13 protein-coding genes are annotated in these 12995 nt (G+C 64.3%); 9 read left to right on the top strand and 4 right to left on the bottom strand.

All coding sequences use genetic code 11. From position 1 onward, the window contains the following. Positions 1-152: 152 nt before the first annotated feature. Positions 153-383, bottom strand: coding sequence for a hypothetical protein (locus DL899_RS19325; RefSeq protein WP_162685495.1), 231 nt, complete (start codon positions 381-383; stop codon positions 153-155). Between DL899_RS19325 and mepK the strand changes: the two genes are divergently transcribed. Then, positions 292-861 (top strand): peptidoglycan L,D-endopeptidase MepK, encoded by a 570-nt coding sequence (gene mepK, locus DL899_RS04400; protein WP_111732918.1) that lies wholly within the window; start codon positions 292-294, stop codon positions 859-861. The two genes, DL899_RS19325 and mepK, sit on opposite strands and share 92 nt — an antisense overlap. A gap of 79 nt (positions 862-940) precedes the next feature. On the opposite strand, the gene lipA is transcribed toward mepK, so the two are convergent. After that, positions 941-1876, bottom strand: coding sequence for a lipoyl synthase (gene lipA / locus DL899_RS04395; protein ID WP_420820950.1), 936 nt, complete (start codon positions 1874-1876; stop codon positions 941-943). A 189-nt stretch (positions 1877-2065) separates the two neighbouring features. Here lipA and DL899_RS04390 point away from each other — a divergent pair, with 189 nt between their 5' ends. Next, positions 2066-2791 (top strand): VIT1/CCC1 transporter family protein, encoded by a 726-nt coding sequence (locus DL899_RS04390; RefSeq protein ID WP_111732766.1) that lies wholly within the window; start codon positions 2066-2068, stop codon positions 2789-2791. Between the two features lie 5 nt (positions 2792-2796). Here DL899_RS04390 and DL899_RS04385 read toward each other — a convergent pair whose 3' ends face one another. After that, entirely contained in the window at positions 2797-3864 is a 1068-nt protein-coding gene (locus DL899_RS04385; protein ID WP_111732765.1) for a DUF6456 domain-containing protein, read from the bottom strand. A 258-nt stretch (positions 3865-4122) separates the two neighbouring features. Here DL899_RS04385 and DL899_RS04380 point away from each other — a divergent pair, with 258 nt between their 5' ends. Then, positions 4123-4422, top strand: coding sequence for a DUF6477 family protein (locus tag DL899_RS04380; protein ID WP_111732764.1), 300 nt, complete (start codon positions 4123-4125; stop codon positions 4420-4422). Between the two features lie 3 nt (positions 4423-4425). Here the strand turns inward: DL899_RS04380 and DL899_RS04375 are convergent, their stop codons facing one another. After that, positions 4426-5970: a trimethylamine methyltransferase family protein gene (locus DL899_RS04375; protein WP_111732763.1), complete on the bottom strand. Its 1545-nt coding sequence runs from the start codon at positions 5968-5970 to the stop codon at positions 4426-4428. 211 nt (positions 5971-6181) lie between these two features. Between DL899_RS04375 and guaA the strand changes: the two genes are divergently transcribed. The 6 genes from guaA (at position 6182) to metA (ending at position 12957) form a co-directional block, all read left to right on the top strand. Then, complete coding sequence (gene guaA, locus DL899_RS04370; RefSeq protein WP_111732762.1) at positions 6182-7750, top strand: glutamine-hydrolyzing GMP synthase; 1569 nt, start codon at positions 6182-6184, stop codon at positions 7748-7750. Positions 7751-7800: 50 nt separating this feature from the next. Continuing rightward, complete coding sequence (locus DL899_RS04365) at positions 7801-8886, top strand: acyltransferase family protein (protein ID WP_111732761.1); 1086 nt, start codon at positions 7801-7803, stop codon at positions 8884-8886. Then, a complete protein-coding gene (locus DL899_RS04360) occupies positions 8883-9794 on the top strand; it encodes a DMT family transporter (protein WP_239494598.1) in 912 nt (303 codons plus the stop codon). Before DL899_RS04365 ends, DL899_RS04360 begins: the two co-directional genes overlap by 4 nt. Positions 9795-9919: 125 nt before the next feature. Continuing rightward, the gene (locus tag DL899_RS04355; RefSeq protein WP_111732760.1) at positions 9920-10987 is read left to right on the top strand and encodes an OmpP1/FadL family transporter; all 1068 of its coding nucleotides are present in this window, start codon (positions 9920-9922) and stop codon (positions 10985-10987) included. A gap of 133 nt (positions 10988-11120) precedes the next feature. Beyond that, a complete protein-coding gene (locus DL899_RS04350) occupies positions 11121-11981 on the top strand; it encodes an ATPase (RefSeq protein WP_111732759.1) in 861 nt (286 codons plus the stop codon). A 31-nt stretch (positions 11982-12012) separates the two neighbouring features. Next, positions 12013-12957, top strand: a complete 945-nt coding sequence (gene metA / locus DL899_RS04345; RefSeq protein WP_111732758.1) for a homoserine O-acetyltransferase MetA — start codon at positions 12013-12015, stop codon at positions 12955-12957. The last annotated feature ends 38 nt before the right edge of the window (positions 12958-12995 follow it).

Raw genomic sequence — 12995 nt, 5'->3', positions numbered from 1 at the left:
GCCCCATCATCGCAAATCGGCATTTCCTGTCCAATCAATTATTATCTATCTCGCACCCCTGTTTCACCGGATCGCCCGCATGTGGCGCCCCGGCCCCGCGACAGATGGGGATTAGTCACATTGAAACGATTTTGCGCGAAATCTTGCCGAAATCAGTTGACCAATGCCGGTTTGTCGAAAATGCCCTTTTTCCCCGATTCCAAATGTGTCATTAATCCTCCAAGTCTGGGGATGGATTTGACGAGCCGCACCGAAAGCGGACATTTGGCAAGCACGGGACAGGCGTATTCGATGACTGAGCGAAACCATGCGGGCGTCTCACGACGCGCGATTTTAAGAGCCTTCGCCGCAACGGCGATCACTGCAGCACCAACGTTTGGCAAGGCGGCAGGGTTCCTTAGGGGCGCAGGTGACATTCGCCGCATCCACATGACGTCCCCGCGCAGCGGCGAAAGCATCGACACCATCTACTGGATCGAAGGCGAATATATCCGCGACGCCGTCAAGGAAATCACCTACTTCATGCGCGACTGGCGCACCGACCAGACCCACAACATCGACACCCGCACCATCGACATTATGACCGCGGCCCATAACCTGCTGGACGTAAGCGAACCCTACATGCTGCTTTCCGGCTACCGCAGCCCGGAAACCAACGCCATGCTGCGCCGCCGCTCGCGCGGGGTGGCCAAGAAATCACGCCACATCCAGGGGCAGGCCGCCGATCTGCGGCTGGGCTCGCGCTCGGTCAACCAGGTCTACCGTGCCGCGCTCGCCTGCCATGGCGGCGGCGTCGGGCGCTATTCGCGCAGCGATTTCGTGCACATGGATTGTGGCCCGGTGCGCAGCTGGGGCAGCTGAGCAGACACATCCAGCTTCTTTCTGGTTAAAAATACCCGGCCGGCGGTTTTCGCCGGCCTTGTCTTTGGAACGAGGCGCCTCAGGCGCCCAGCTTTTCCTGCCGCGCCGCGCGCAGCCGCTCGAAATCCTCGCCCGCATGATAGGACGACCGCGTCAGCGGTGTCGCCGACACCATCAGGAACCCCTTGCCATAGGCCGCCTTTTCATAGCCCGCGAATTCGTCGGGCGGCACGAAACGGTCGATGGCGTGGTGCTTGGGCGTCGGTTGCAGGTATTGGCCGATGGTCAGGAAATCCACATCCGCCGCGCGCATGTCATCCATCACCTGCAGCACCTGCAGGCGCGTCTCGCCCAATCCCACCATGATGCCAGACTTGGTGAATATCCCCGGGTCCAGTTCCTTGACCCGCTGCAACAGCCGCAGCGAATGGAAATAGCGCGCGCCCGGGCGCACATCGGGGTATAGCCCCGGCACGGTTTCCAGGTTGTGGTTAAATACATCGGGCCGCGCTTCGACCACCACTTCCAACACCTTTGGATCGCAATGCAGGAAATCGGGCGTCAGGATCTCGATGGTGGTGCCGGGGCTGCGATGACGGATCGCGCGGATGGTCTGGGCGAAATGCGCCGCACCCCCATCGTCGATATCGTCGCGGTCGACCGAGGTGATCACCACATGGTTGAGCCCCAGCTTGGACACCGCATCGGCGACGCGGCCGGGCTCGAACGCGTCCAGCCCCTCGGCCGGCTTGCCGGTGGCGATGTTGCAGAAACTGCAGGCGCGGGTGCAGACATCGCCCATGATCATCATGGTGGCGTGCCCCCTGCCCCAGCATTCGCCGGCATTGGGACAGCTCGCCTCCTGACAGACGGTGACGAGGCGGTTTTCATTCATGATCCGCCGGGTTTTTTCATAACCCTCGCCGCCCGGCGCGCGCACCTTGATCCAGTGCGGTTTCTTCGGCTGGGCGTTGTCGGGGCGATGCGCCTTTTCGGGGTGGCGCAGCCTGGGCATATCCGAATCCGTCACGTCACGATCTCCTGCCTGCTTTTCGGCAACTCGATGCCTGCATATTGCATCGCGGGGGAATGTGCCAGTTCCGCGCGGGCAGTTTCCGGCGCAGCCCTTTGTCCGGTTGCGCCCCGCCCCACGCGGCCTATGCTTTGCGTGACGAGATACCCGACAGGCAGGGCGGATACGGCGATGGACTGGCAGACACACCGGCGCGAGGCGCACGCCCTCAGCCACACGCAGGAATACCTCAAGCAGATCGTCTATGGCGGAAATGACGGCATCGTCACGACCTTTGCCATCGTCGCGGGGTTTGCCGGCGCGCAGGCCGATGGCGTCGCCCAGATCGGCGGGCTGGCGGTGCTGGTGTTCGGGCTGGCCAACCTCTTTGCCGACGCGGTCAGCATGGGTCTGGGCGAGTTCCTGTCGTTGCGCTCGCAACACGATCTCTACCGCGCGCGGCGCAGCGAAGAGCTGCGCGAAAGCCTGCGCAACCCCGATCAGGAACGCGCCGAGCTGTTCGAGATCCTACGCCAGCGCGGCCTGCCCCCGGGCGAGGCCGACACCGCCGCCACGCTGCTGTCACGCCACCGCCTGCTGATGGCGGACCTTATGATGACCTACGAATTCGGCATGACCGACCCCGAGGGCGAGAACCCGGCGGTGAGCGGGCTGTTCACCTTCTTTTCCTTCGTGATCTTCGGGGCGGTGCCGCTGTCGCCCTATTTCCTGCTGCCGCCGGATCACGACACCTTTCTGCTGTCGCTGACGGCGACGGCCTTGGCGCTGGTGGCGCTGGGGCTGCTGCGCTGGAACGCCACCGGCGAACGGATGTATCGTTGCGTCGGCGAAACCGTGCTGGTCGGCACGGTCTGTGCGCTGGTGGCTTTCGGCGTGGGTTGGCTGGTCGGGGGCTGAGCGCCTCAGCCCAGCATCGCGCCGCCATCGCCCAGGGCGTCATAATGCCGGCTGAGCCGCTGCAGCGCGATCCGCAGCACGATCTTGCCCGAACGCGCCGACCAGCCAAGCGACCGTTCGGCGCTTTCCAGCCCCTCCAGCCGGCAGCAACAACGCAGCGCCACATCGCCCAGCCCCGGCCCAAGATCGCGCAACGCCCCGATGGCGCGGGCGCGCGCCGCCGCGCTGCCACGGCTGGCGGCGGGCGGCAGCGCCTCTTCCTCGGTCAGGAACCGGTCCCAGGCGGCGGCCCCGCGCAAGCCGAGGCCCGCCATCTCGAAATCTTCGCGCAGCCGCTCGCCCGCGCCGACCAGTTCGGGCGCCAGGAACGCACGCCCCTGCCCGTCGCGCCGCCGAGCCAACAGCGCCAGCGGCGTTTCCGCGGCGCGAAACCGTAGCGCGGGCGCGTCCCCTGTCCCGGCACGGCGGGCGATGGGCCGTGGCGCGCCGGTGAACGCGACCGGCGCCTTGGCAAAGCCCACGGCGCGGTTTTCCGCCTCGGCCAGAAAGCGGTTCAGCGCGGCGCGCCCGGCGGCGGTGATGCGATAGCGTGACACCCGCGAGGGGCGGTCACAGGCGATCCAGCCGCACAACGCCATCGCCTCGGCCGGCGCGCGATCGACAACGGCGCGGCGCACGGGCTCGGCCTCCTCGGCCTCTCGCACCACCACGGCCTTGTCCATCTCGGCCGCGACCGCCAGCACCGCGCCGGGCTCGCACATCCGGCGCAGAACCCGCCGCGTTTCTTGCGCCAGATCGTCGGCCGACATCGGCAGATCGTTTTCAGCCATGTCATCGTCGGACCTGAGGCATCGGCCAAGCCGGGTCAGCGCCCCGTCAACCAGCAGGTCCTCGCGCCGCGTCTCGACCCCGCGCACCTGCCGCAGCACTGTCGATGCATGCACGCCGGCGGCCCGCGCCAGCGCCCGCAGCGGGCGGCCCTTCTCGGTGTGCTCCAGATAGACCGACACCTCGGCGGGTACCCAGGCCGGCAGTCGGTCCGTGTTTTCGGCCGAATACAAGGCACAGGTCATACCGTCTCCTTTCCGGTGTCCGATCACGACCACTCCCAGCATGCATGTATCATCCGCAAGTTATCCACACGCGCGCAACAAGTCTGGGTTGTAATCGTTACCGGTTCGTTAACTGTTGATGTTTCCGCAATGATTGTTTCCAAAAGATAAACAAATTCCCTCCCGACCGTTCGCAGAAACCGGCCCGGGCGCAACACGCGCCAAGGTTGTGCAACAGTCATGGCCAACCGAAAACCTGCGCCATGACCGGAGATCGCCATGACCAACCCGCTGAGCATGCTGAACCAATTGCACCGCCCGCCCCTGCTGATCGAGGCGGCGCGCCTGGGGCTGCCCGATTACCACCGCGAGATGGCGCTGCGCCGACATCTGGGCATCATGCGCCCGCCCTCTGTGGCGGCGGCGCTGCTGGCCCTGATCGAGATAGAGGCGGAAATCGACCGCGAACGCCGTTGCGGCGGCGCCGGCTATTCGCCGGCCCGCCACGTCGATGTTCTGATCGCCATGATGGGCGAGGCGCGGCTGATGCGCGCCACGCCGCTGGCCGCCGTCGGCTGACCCTTAGCCAAACGCGTCGGGCATCGACGCCTTCTTTTCGGCCACGTAGGTATTCAGCGCCTCGGTGATGCCCGGGTCGAGGGGCGGCTGCACATAGGTTTCGAGCTGCTTTTTCATCCGGGCGTTAGCCAGCACCATGGTGTCGCGCTCGCCCTCTTCCGACCATTGCTCAAACGGCTTGTAGTCCAGCAGGTCGGTGCGCCAGAAGGCGGATTTGAAATTCGCCTGGGTGTGGGCGCAGCCCAGATAATGCCCGCCGGGGCCGACCTCGCGGATGGCGTCCATCGCCTGGCCGTTTTCCGACATGTCGACGCCGGCGGCGAAATGGTGCAGCGCACCAAGCTGGTCGGCGTCCATGACGAATTTCTCGAAGCTGGACACCAACCCACCCTCTAGCCAGCCGCAGGCATGCAGCATGAAGTTCACGCCCGACAAAAGCCCCATGTTCAGGCTGTTGGCGGTCTCGTAAGCGGCCTGCGCATCGGGCAGCTTGGAGCCGGTGAACGCCCCGGCCGATCGGTAGGGCAGCCCCAGACGCCGCGCCAGCTGTCCCGCGCCATAGGTGATGTGCGCGGCCTCGGGCGTGCCGAAGGTGGGCGCGCCAGAGTTCATGTCGATCGAGGTGACGAAGGCCCCCATGATCACCGGCGCACCGGGGCGGACGATCTGCGAATAGGCAATGCCGGCCAACACCTCGGCCAGCACCTGCGTCAGCGTGCCCGCCACCGACACCGGCGCCATCGCGCCGCCGACGATGAAGGGCGAGATGATGCAGGCCTGGTTGTTGCGGGCATAGATTTCCAGCGCCCCCATCATCACATCGTCAAAGGTCATCGGCGAGTTGATGTTGATAAGCGATGTCATCACCGTGTTTTCCTGCACGAAATCCTTGCCGAACAGGATTTCGCACATCTCGACGCTGTCCTGCGCCCGCTGCGGGTCGGTGACCGAGCCCATGAAGGGCTTGTCCGACAGGGTCATGTGCGCCTTGAGCATGTCGAGGTGGCGCTTGTTCACGGCCACGTCGGTGGGTTCGCACACGGTGCCGCCGGAATGGTGCAGCCATTTCGACATATAGCCCAGCTTCACGAAGTTCTCGAAATCGGCCATCGTGGCATAGCGCCGTCCGCCATCCATGTCGCGCACGAAGGGCGGGCCATAGACCGGCGCGCAGACCAGGTTGCGCCCGCCGATAACGACGTTGCGTTCGGGGTTGCGGGCGTGCTGGGTGTACTGGCCGGGCGCGGTGCGGATCAGTTCGCGCGCCAGCCCGCGGGGCAGGCGCACACGCTCGCCCTTGATGTCGGCGCCGGCCTCGCGCCAGCGTTCCAGCGCACCGGGGTTCTGCACGAAGTTGACGCCGATCTCTTCCAGCAGGGTTTCGGCGTTGTGCTCGATGATTTCCAGCGCCTCGTCGTTGAGAACCTCGAACAGCGGTATGTTGCGCTCGATATAGCGGGCGGTCTCGACGCTGACGGCGGTACGCTCCGCCCGGCGTGCGGCACCACCGCCGCCGCGGACTCGTCTGCGGGCTGCTGCTTCGCTCATCTACAGGTCTCCTCGATCATCCTGGACTTCTGACGGCGCATCGCGGCACCGTTTGGAATGGTTTTATCCGTTGCATCCGCCAACCCGCGGCGAATTTGCGCCCTTGCATGGCCAAAACCGACATGGGGGCAGTCTATTTCCGCCAGCCCTGCCCCGCTAGCTCGCCGCCGGCCAGCTTGCAACGGCATTGGCGCCGGGGTAGAGGGCAAACATGACAAACACCGCCCATGACCGCCTTTTGATCATCGACTTCGGCAGCCAGGTGACGCAGCTTATCGCGCGACGCCTGCGCGAATTGAACGTCTATTGCGAAATCCACCCCTTCCAGGCGGTGACCGATGCTTTTTTGCAGGACTTCCGCCCGCGCGCGGTGATCCTGTCGGGCGGGCCCGCCTCGGTTCTGGACGACGGATCGCCCCGCCCGCCGCAGGCCGTGTTCGATCTGGGCGTGCCGGTGCTGGGCATCTGCTATGGCCAGCAGGTGATGATGCAGATGCTGGGCGGCCGGGTCGAACGCGGCGACGGCACCGCCGAATTCGGGCGCGCCTATATCCGCCCCACCGGCGAGGCGCTGGAGTTGCTGGATGGCTGGTTCACCGCCGACGATGACCGCGAACAGGTCTGGATGAGTCACGGCGACCACGTCGCGGCGCTGGCGCCGGGATTTGCTGCCTATGCCACCTCGCCCGGGGCGCCCTTTGCGGTGGCCGCCGACCCGTCGCGCCGGTTCTATGCGGTGCAATTCCACCCCGAGGTGCACCACACCCCCGCCGGTTCCAAGCTCTATGCCAACTTCGTCCGCATCGCGGGTTTCAAGGGCGACTGGACGATGGCCGCCTATCGTGACGAGGCGATTGCAAAAATTCGCGCGCAGATCGGTGATGGGCGGGTCATCTGCGGACTATCCGGCGGCGTCGACAGCTCGGTTGCGGCGGTGCTGATCCACGAGGCGATCGGCGATCAGCTGACCTGCGTCTTTGTCGATCACGGGCTCTTGCGCCAGGGCGAGGCCGACGAAGTCGTGTCGATGTTCCGTGACCACTATAACATCCCACTGATCCATGCCGACGAATCGGAGCTGTTCCTTGGCGAACTTGAGGGCGTCAGCGACCCGGAAACCAAGCGCAAGATCATCGGTCGCCTCTTCATCGACGTCTTTCAGAAACACGCCGACGCCACCGAGGGCGCCCAGTTCCTGGCCCAGGGTACGCTTTATCCCGACGTGATCGAATCGGTCAGCTTTTCGGGCGGGCCGTCGGTCACGATCAAGAGCCACCACAATGTCGGCGGGCTGCCGGAAAAGATGGGGCTCAAGCTGGTCGAGCCGCTGCGCGAACTCTTCAAGGACGAGGTGCGCGCGCTCGGGCGCGAACTGGGCCTGCCTGACAGCTTTATCGGGCGGCACCCGTTCCCCGGCCCCGGCCTTGCCATCCGCTGTCCCGGCGAGATCACGCGCGAAAAGCTGGAAATCCTGCGTCGCGCCGACGCGGTGTTCATCGACCAGATCCGCAAGCACGGCCTCTATGACGAGATCTGGCAGGCTTTCGTCGCGATCCTGCCGGTGCGCACGGTGGGCGTGATGGGCGACGGGCGCACCTATGACCATGCCTGCGCCCTGCGCGCGGTCACGTCGGTGGACGGGATGACCGCCGATTATTACCCCTTTACCCACGAATTCCTGGGCGAGACCGCCACCCGCATCATCAACGAGGTCAAGGGCATCAACCGGGTGACCTATGACATCACCTCGAAACCGCCGGGCACCATCGAGTGGGAATGATCCTGAACATGACGGCCACCGGCATTCGGCCACACGCGCAGGGCTGAGCCATGAGCTATCTGGTCCGCAAGTACGGCGATACCGATTTCATCACCGGGCTGCGCTGCATCGCGGCCAGCATGGTGATCATCATCCATACCGGCGCACTGCGCGATTTCGGCACGCTGGGCGGGATCGTCACCGACAACGGCAAGTACGGGGTGCAGATCTTCTTTGTCATCTCGGGCTTTACCATCGCGCGCACCTATCGATCGGCCGGGGCATTCTGGCCGTTCTTTGCCCGCCGCCTGCTGCGGGTTGCGCCGCTCTATTACCTTGTCATCACCGCGACATTTCTGCTGATCCTGTGGGAATACCTGCCGCGTCCCTATTGGATGACGCTCTATGACAGCGCGCCGGATCTCTACAACTACCTGATGCACATCAGTTTTCTCAGCGCGTGGGATACCCACGTCGCCAACTCCCTGATCGGGGTGGAATGGTCGATCCCGATTGAGGTGTTCTGGTACGCGGTGCTGCCGCTGCTGCTGCCGATCCCGCATGCGACAAAGCGCGTCGTTGCGGTGATGGTCGCGCTGCTGCTGGTTTCAGGGCTGGCGCGGGCCGCCAGCCACCTGTGGATGCCGCAGCATGGCGCACATTTCCTGCCGCTGACCTATGGCGCCTATTTCTATCTCGGCGCGCTGTCCGAACGCATGCGCGAGCGCGTCCAGCAGCGCGGCGCCGACTGGTGCCGCCGCGCGACATGGGGTGCGGTGGCGCTGTTCGGGGTCGGGCTTTGCACGAATACCGGCTTCAACGCCGCGATCCTGGCGCTGGCCACAGCGGGGCTGATCGTCGCCCGCCCCGGCGGCGCGGGTCGTCGCGGGTTCCTGTGCTGGCGGCCGATGCTGCTGTTGGGATCGATCAGTTACAGCCTCTACCTGCTGCACCCCCTGGCCATTCATCTGGCCGGCACTCTCTGGCCCGGGCAAGAGCGTATCGCAATCCTGTTCTTCGCCCTGGCCTTTGCGCTGACGGTGGTTCTTTCGATCATCACCTACAGCCTGGCCGAATACCCGTTCAACCGGCTGGGCGTGCGCCTTTACGGCTCGCAAAGGCGTGGCGCGCGGGGCACGCCCGACACCGGCAGATGAGCGCGCCGCCCGCCCCCGATGCGACCGCCGAACCCGTTCAGGTTCTGCGTGCCGCCGCCTGGATGCTGGGCGCGGTAGCATCTTTTTCGGCCATGGCGGTGGCCGGGCGGCTGGTGAGTTTCGAACTCGATACCTTCGAGGTCATGCTTTATCGCAGCGTCATAGGGTTCATCGTGTTGCTCACCGTGGCGCGGCTGGCCGGCACGCTGGGCCAGGTGACGTGGCGCAACCCGCATCTGCATCTCGGGCGCAACATCCTGCACTTTACCGGGCAGAACCTGTGGTTCTACGCCATCACGATCATTCCGCTGGCGCAGGTCTTTGCGCTGGAATTCACCTCGCCGCTCTGGGTTCTGGTGCTGTCGCCGGTCTTTCTGGGCGAACGGCTGACGCGGATGCGGGTGCTGGCGGCGACCACCGGGTTCATCGGCATCCTGATCGTCACCCGCCCCAGCGTCGATACGGTCAATATCGGCACGCTCTCGGCGGCGCTGGCGGCGGTGGGCTTTGCCGGAACGGCGATTTTCACCAAGCGGCTGACGCGCCGCGAGACGCTGACCTGCATCCTTTTCTGGATGACGCTGCTGCAATCGCTGTTCGGGCTGATCTGCGCCGGGGCGGATGGCGACATCGCCGTGCCGTCGGCGGGGTCGCTGCCGTGGCTGGCGTTGATCGCGCTGGGTGGGCTGGGGGCGCATCTGTGCCTGACCACGGCGCTGTCGATCGCGCCGGCGGCGCTGATCATGCCGGTCGATTTTCTGCGGCTGCCGCTCATCGCCGTGATCGCGCTGATCCTATTCGCCGAGTCGGTCGATATCTACGTCATGCTTGGCGCGGCGCTGATTTTCGGGGCCAACTATCTCAACCTCTGGGTCGAGACGCGCAAACGGGCCCCCCGCGCCCGGTGATTGTGACAATTTTGTTTCGCCCACCGCCCTGTTCAGCCACCGATAAACGTGTGACGCGACGTCAAACTTCAACCCAAAACGGTTCTGACGATACCTTATGATCAAGAGCCTTGGAGGAGGAGCAAATGAAAAAACGGTTTATGGCTGCTGCCATGTGCAGCATGGTGGCCGGGGTCGGTTACGCAGGCGAAATCCAGCGGGCGTCCGATGTCTCGCCGATCCTGTTCGAGGATGGCGATAATTACTTGGAATTCTCGGTCGCGGCGGTAAATCCCGATCTGAGCGGCACGTTTGCCGGCATGGTCACCGGCGACATCACCGAGGCCTATCGCAACTTTTCACTGGGCTACAAACGCCAGGTCAACGACCGGCTGACCTTTGCCATCGTCGGCAACCAGCCATACGGCGCCGACGTCAGTTATGCGGGTGTCACACCGTACCCCTTTGCAGGTTCCAGCGCGGAACTGAACTCGCTGGCGATCACGGGATTGGTGAAATACAACCTGTCCGACCGCGTCAGCGCCTATGGCGGGCTGCGGCTGCAGTCGCTGGACGGCACCATCGTCATCCGGACCGTGGGCCTGCCGCCGCCCATCCCGGGGGCCTACAACCTGACGGTCAATGAGGATTACAAGCTCGGCTATCTGCTGGGCGGCGCCTACGAGATCAAGGAAATGGCGCTGCGTGTGGCGCTGACCTATGAATCCGAGATCGAGCACGATTTCCGCGACAACACCGGCACCCCCTTCAAGGTCAAGATCCCGCAGGCCTTCACCCTGCACGCCCAATCCGGCATCTCCAGAAGCACAATGGTCTTCGGCTCGATCCGCTGGCAGGAATGGTCCAAGTTCGAAATCCGCCCGCTCGATTTCGCCGGCGGCCTGATCCCGGTTGCCGCCGGCCCGTCCGACATCTGGACTTATGAACTGGGCGTCGGCCACCGCTTTTCCGAAAACTGGTCGGGCGCCTTTACCTTGGGCTATGAGCGTGACCAGGGCGATGTCGTCACCAACCTGTCGGGCAAGGACGGCTATATGAGCTATGGCCTTGCGGTCAAGTACGAGACCGAGAACTGGGAAATCACCACCGGCCTGAGCTATATCGACGTCGGCAGTGCCATGACCAACATCGGCGCGGGCTTCTCCGGCAACGATGCGATTGCCGCCGGGGTCAAGCTGGGCTTTCGTTTCTAGGCAAGGGGCATTCGTCTCTCTCCGCACCCCGTTCGGGCATCGCCCGGGCGGGGTTTTTCTTGTCCCGGCGTGCTTTGCCGTTTGACCCCCGGCGCGGCTCTGGCTACCAAATCGGCAGGAAAGGGGAGCCTCGATGATCTATCAAAGCGCACAGGACTGGCTGGACGCCCCGCGCAAGCGGGTGCTGGTCTATGGCATGTCCGGACTGGGCAAGACCCATCTGTCGAACATGCTGCGCGACAGCGGCGCATGGTTTCACTATTCGATCGATTACCGCATCGGCACCCGCTACATGGGTGAATTCATCGCCGACAACGCCAAGGCGCACGCGATGAAGGTGCCGTTCCTGCGCGATCTCTTGATGACGGATTCGATCTATATCGGCTCCAACATCTCGTTTCACAACCTGGCGCCAGTCTCGGCCTACCTGGGCAAGCCGGGAGACCCGGACAAGGGCGGCATGCCCATTGCCGAATTCCGCCGCCGGCAGGAACAGTTCCGCCACGCCGAGATATCGGCCCTGCGCGACACGCCCTATTTCATCGAACGCGCCGAGGCGCTGTATCGCTATCCGCATTTCATCTGCGATACCGGCGGGTCGATCTGTGAATGGGTCGATGGCGACAATCCCGACGACCCGCTGCTGAAAGAACTGTCGCGCCACTGCCTGATGATCTACATCGAGGGTACCGAGGCGCATACCGCCGAACTGATCCGCCGTTTCGACCGCGCACCCAAGCCGATGTGCTATCAGCCCGAGTTCCTGCAACAGGCCTGGGCGGATTACCTGCGTGAAAACAACTGCAAAGAGGACAAAGTTGATCCTGACGATTTCATCCGATGGGCCTATGCCCGTGCCCTGGCCCATCGCGCCCCGCGCTATCGGGCGATGCAGAAATGGGGCGTGACGGTAAGCGCTGATGAAGTCGCCCATGTTTCCTCGGCCCCCGAATTCGAGGCGCTCGTAGCCCGGGCGCTGGACCGGCGGGACTGACCCCGCCCCGCTAGCAAAGGAAAGATACCTCATGCCGATCAAGATCCCGTTGAACCTGCCCGCCTTCGAGGTCCTGCACCGCGAGGGCGTGATGGTCATGCGCGAGGATCAGGCGGCACGCCAGGATATCCGCCCGCTCAAGATCGCGCTGCTGAACCTGATGCCCAAGAAGATCCAGACCGAGACGCAATTCGCGCGCCTGATCGGGGCCACGCCGCTGCAGATCGAGCTGACGCTCATCCGCATGACCGAACACAAGCCGCGCAACACCTCGCCCGAGCACATGGAAAGCTTTTACCGCCCCTTCGCCGAGGTGGCCGCGTCGGACGAAAAGTTCGACGGGCTGATCATCACCGGCGCCCCGATCGAACACCTGCCGTTCGAAGACGTCACCTATTGGGACGAGATGCGCCAGGTTTTCGACTGGACTCAGTCCCATGTCCATTCAACCTTTGGCGTCTGCTGGGGCGGGATGGCGATGCTGAACCATTTTCATGGCATCGAAAAGCACATGCTGAAAGCCAAGGCATTTGGCTGTTTCCGCCACCGCAACATGGCGCCGGCCTCGCCCTATCTGCGCGGGTTTTCCGACGATTGCGTCATCCCCGTCAGCCGCTGGACCGAGATGCGCAAGCCCGAGATCGACGCCGTACCTGGCCTCGATATCCTGCTGCACAGCAACGAGGTCGGCCCCTGCCTGGTCGAGGATGCGGCGCATCGCGCGCTCTATATCTTCAACCATCTGGAATATGACAGCGACACGCTGAAACAGGAATATGACCGCGATATCGCCACCGGCACGACGATCAACGTGCCCTGCAACTATTACCCCGACGACGACCCGACGCGCACACCGCTGAACCGCTGGCGCAGCCACGCGCACCTGCTTTACGGCAACTGGCTGTCGGAAATTTATCAGACCACGCCCTATGACATGGCCCGCATCGGGCTGGACCGTACCGACCTGCGGGCCTGACCGGGCGCGGTGGCGGCGCAATTGCACGCGCCCGCCCA

The sequence above is a fragment of the Roseovarius amoyensis genome (assembly GCF_003260265.1).
GTDB classification, from domain to species: Bacteria; Pseudomonadota; Alphaproteobacteria; order Rhodobacterales; family Rhodobacteraceae; genus Roseovarius; species Roseovarius amoyensis.
This window is presented reverse-complemented; position numbering and strand designations above follow the sequence as displayed.

What these genes read in the sequence shown, in the direction of transcription:
- mepK (WP_111732918.1), top strand. Translation starts at nt 292, where the DNA reads ATGACTGAGCGAAACCATGCGGGCGTCTCACGACGCGCGATTTTAAGA.
- lipA (WP_420820950.1), bottom strand. Translation starts at nt 1,876, where the DNA reads ATGCCCAGGCTGCGCCACCCCGAAAAGGCGCATCGCCCCGACAACGCC.
- DL899_RS04390 (WP_111732766.1), top strand. Translation starts at nt 2,066, where the DNA reads ATGGACTGGCAGACACACCGGCGCGAGGCGCACGCCCTCAGCCACACG.
- DL899_RS04385 (WP_111732765.1), bottom strand. Translation starts at nt 3,864, where the DNA reads ATGACCTGTGCCTTGTATTCGGCCGAAAACACGGACCGACTGCCGGCC.
- DL899_RS04380 (WP_111732764.1), top strand. Translation starts at nt 4,123, where the DNA reads ATGACCAACCCGCTGAGCATGCTGAACCAATTGCACCGCCCGCCCCTG.
- DL899_RS04375 (WP_111732763.1), bottom strand. Translation starts at nt 5,970, where the DNA reads ATGAGCGAAGCAGCAGCCCGCAGACGAGTCCGCGGCGGCGGTGGTGCC.
- guaA (WP_111732762.1), top strand. Translation starts at nt 6,182, where the DNA reads ATGACAAACACCGCCCATGACCGCCTTTTGATCATCGACTTCGGCAGC.
- DL899_RS04365 (WP_111732761.1), top strand. Translation starts at nt 7,801, where the DNA reads ATGAGCTATCTGGTCCGCAAGTACGGCGATACCGATTTCATCACCGGG.
- DL899_RS04360 (WP_239494598.1), top strand. Translation starts at nt 8,883, where the DNA reads ATGAGCGCGCCGCCCGCCCCCGATGCGACCGCCGAACCCGTTCAGGTT.
- DL899_RS04355 (WP_111732760.1), top strand. Translation starts at nt 9,920, where the DNA reads ATGAAAAAACGGTTTATGGCTGCTGCCATGTGCAGCATGGTGGCCGGG.
- DL899_RS04350 (WP_111732759.1), top strand. Translation starts at nt 11,121, where the DNA reads ATGATCTATCAAAGCGCACAGGACTGGCTGGACGCCCCGCGCAAGCGG.
- metA (WP_111732758.1), top strand. Translation starts at nt 12,013, where the DNA reads ATGCCGATCAAGATCCCGTTGAACCTGCCCGCCTTCGAGGTCCTGCAC.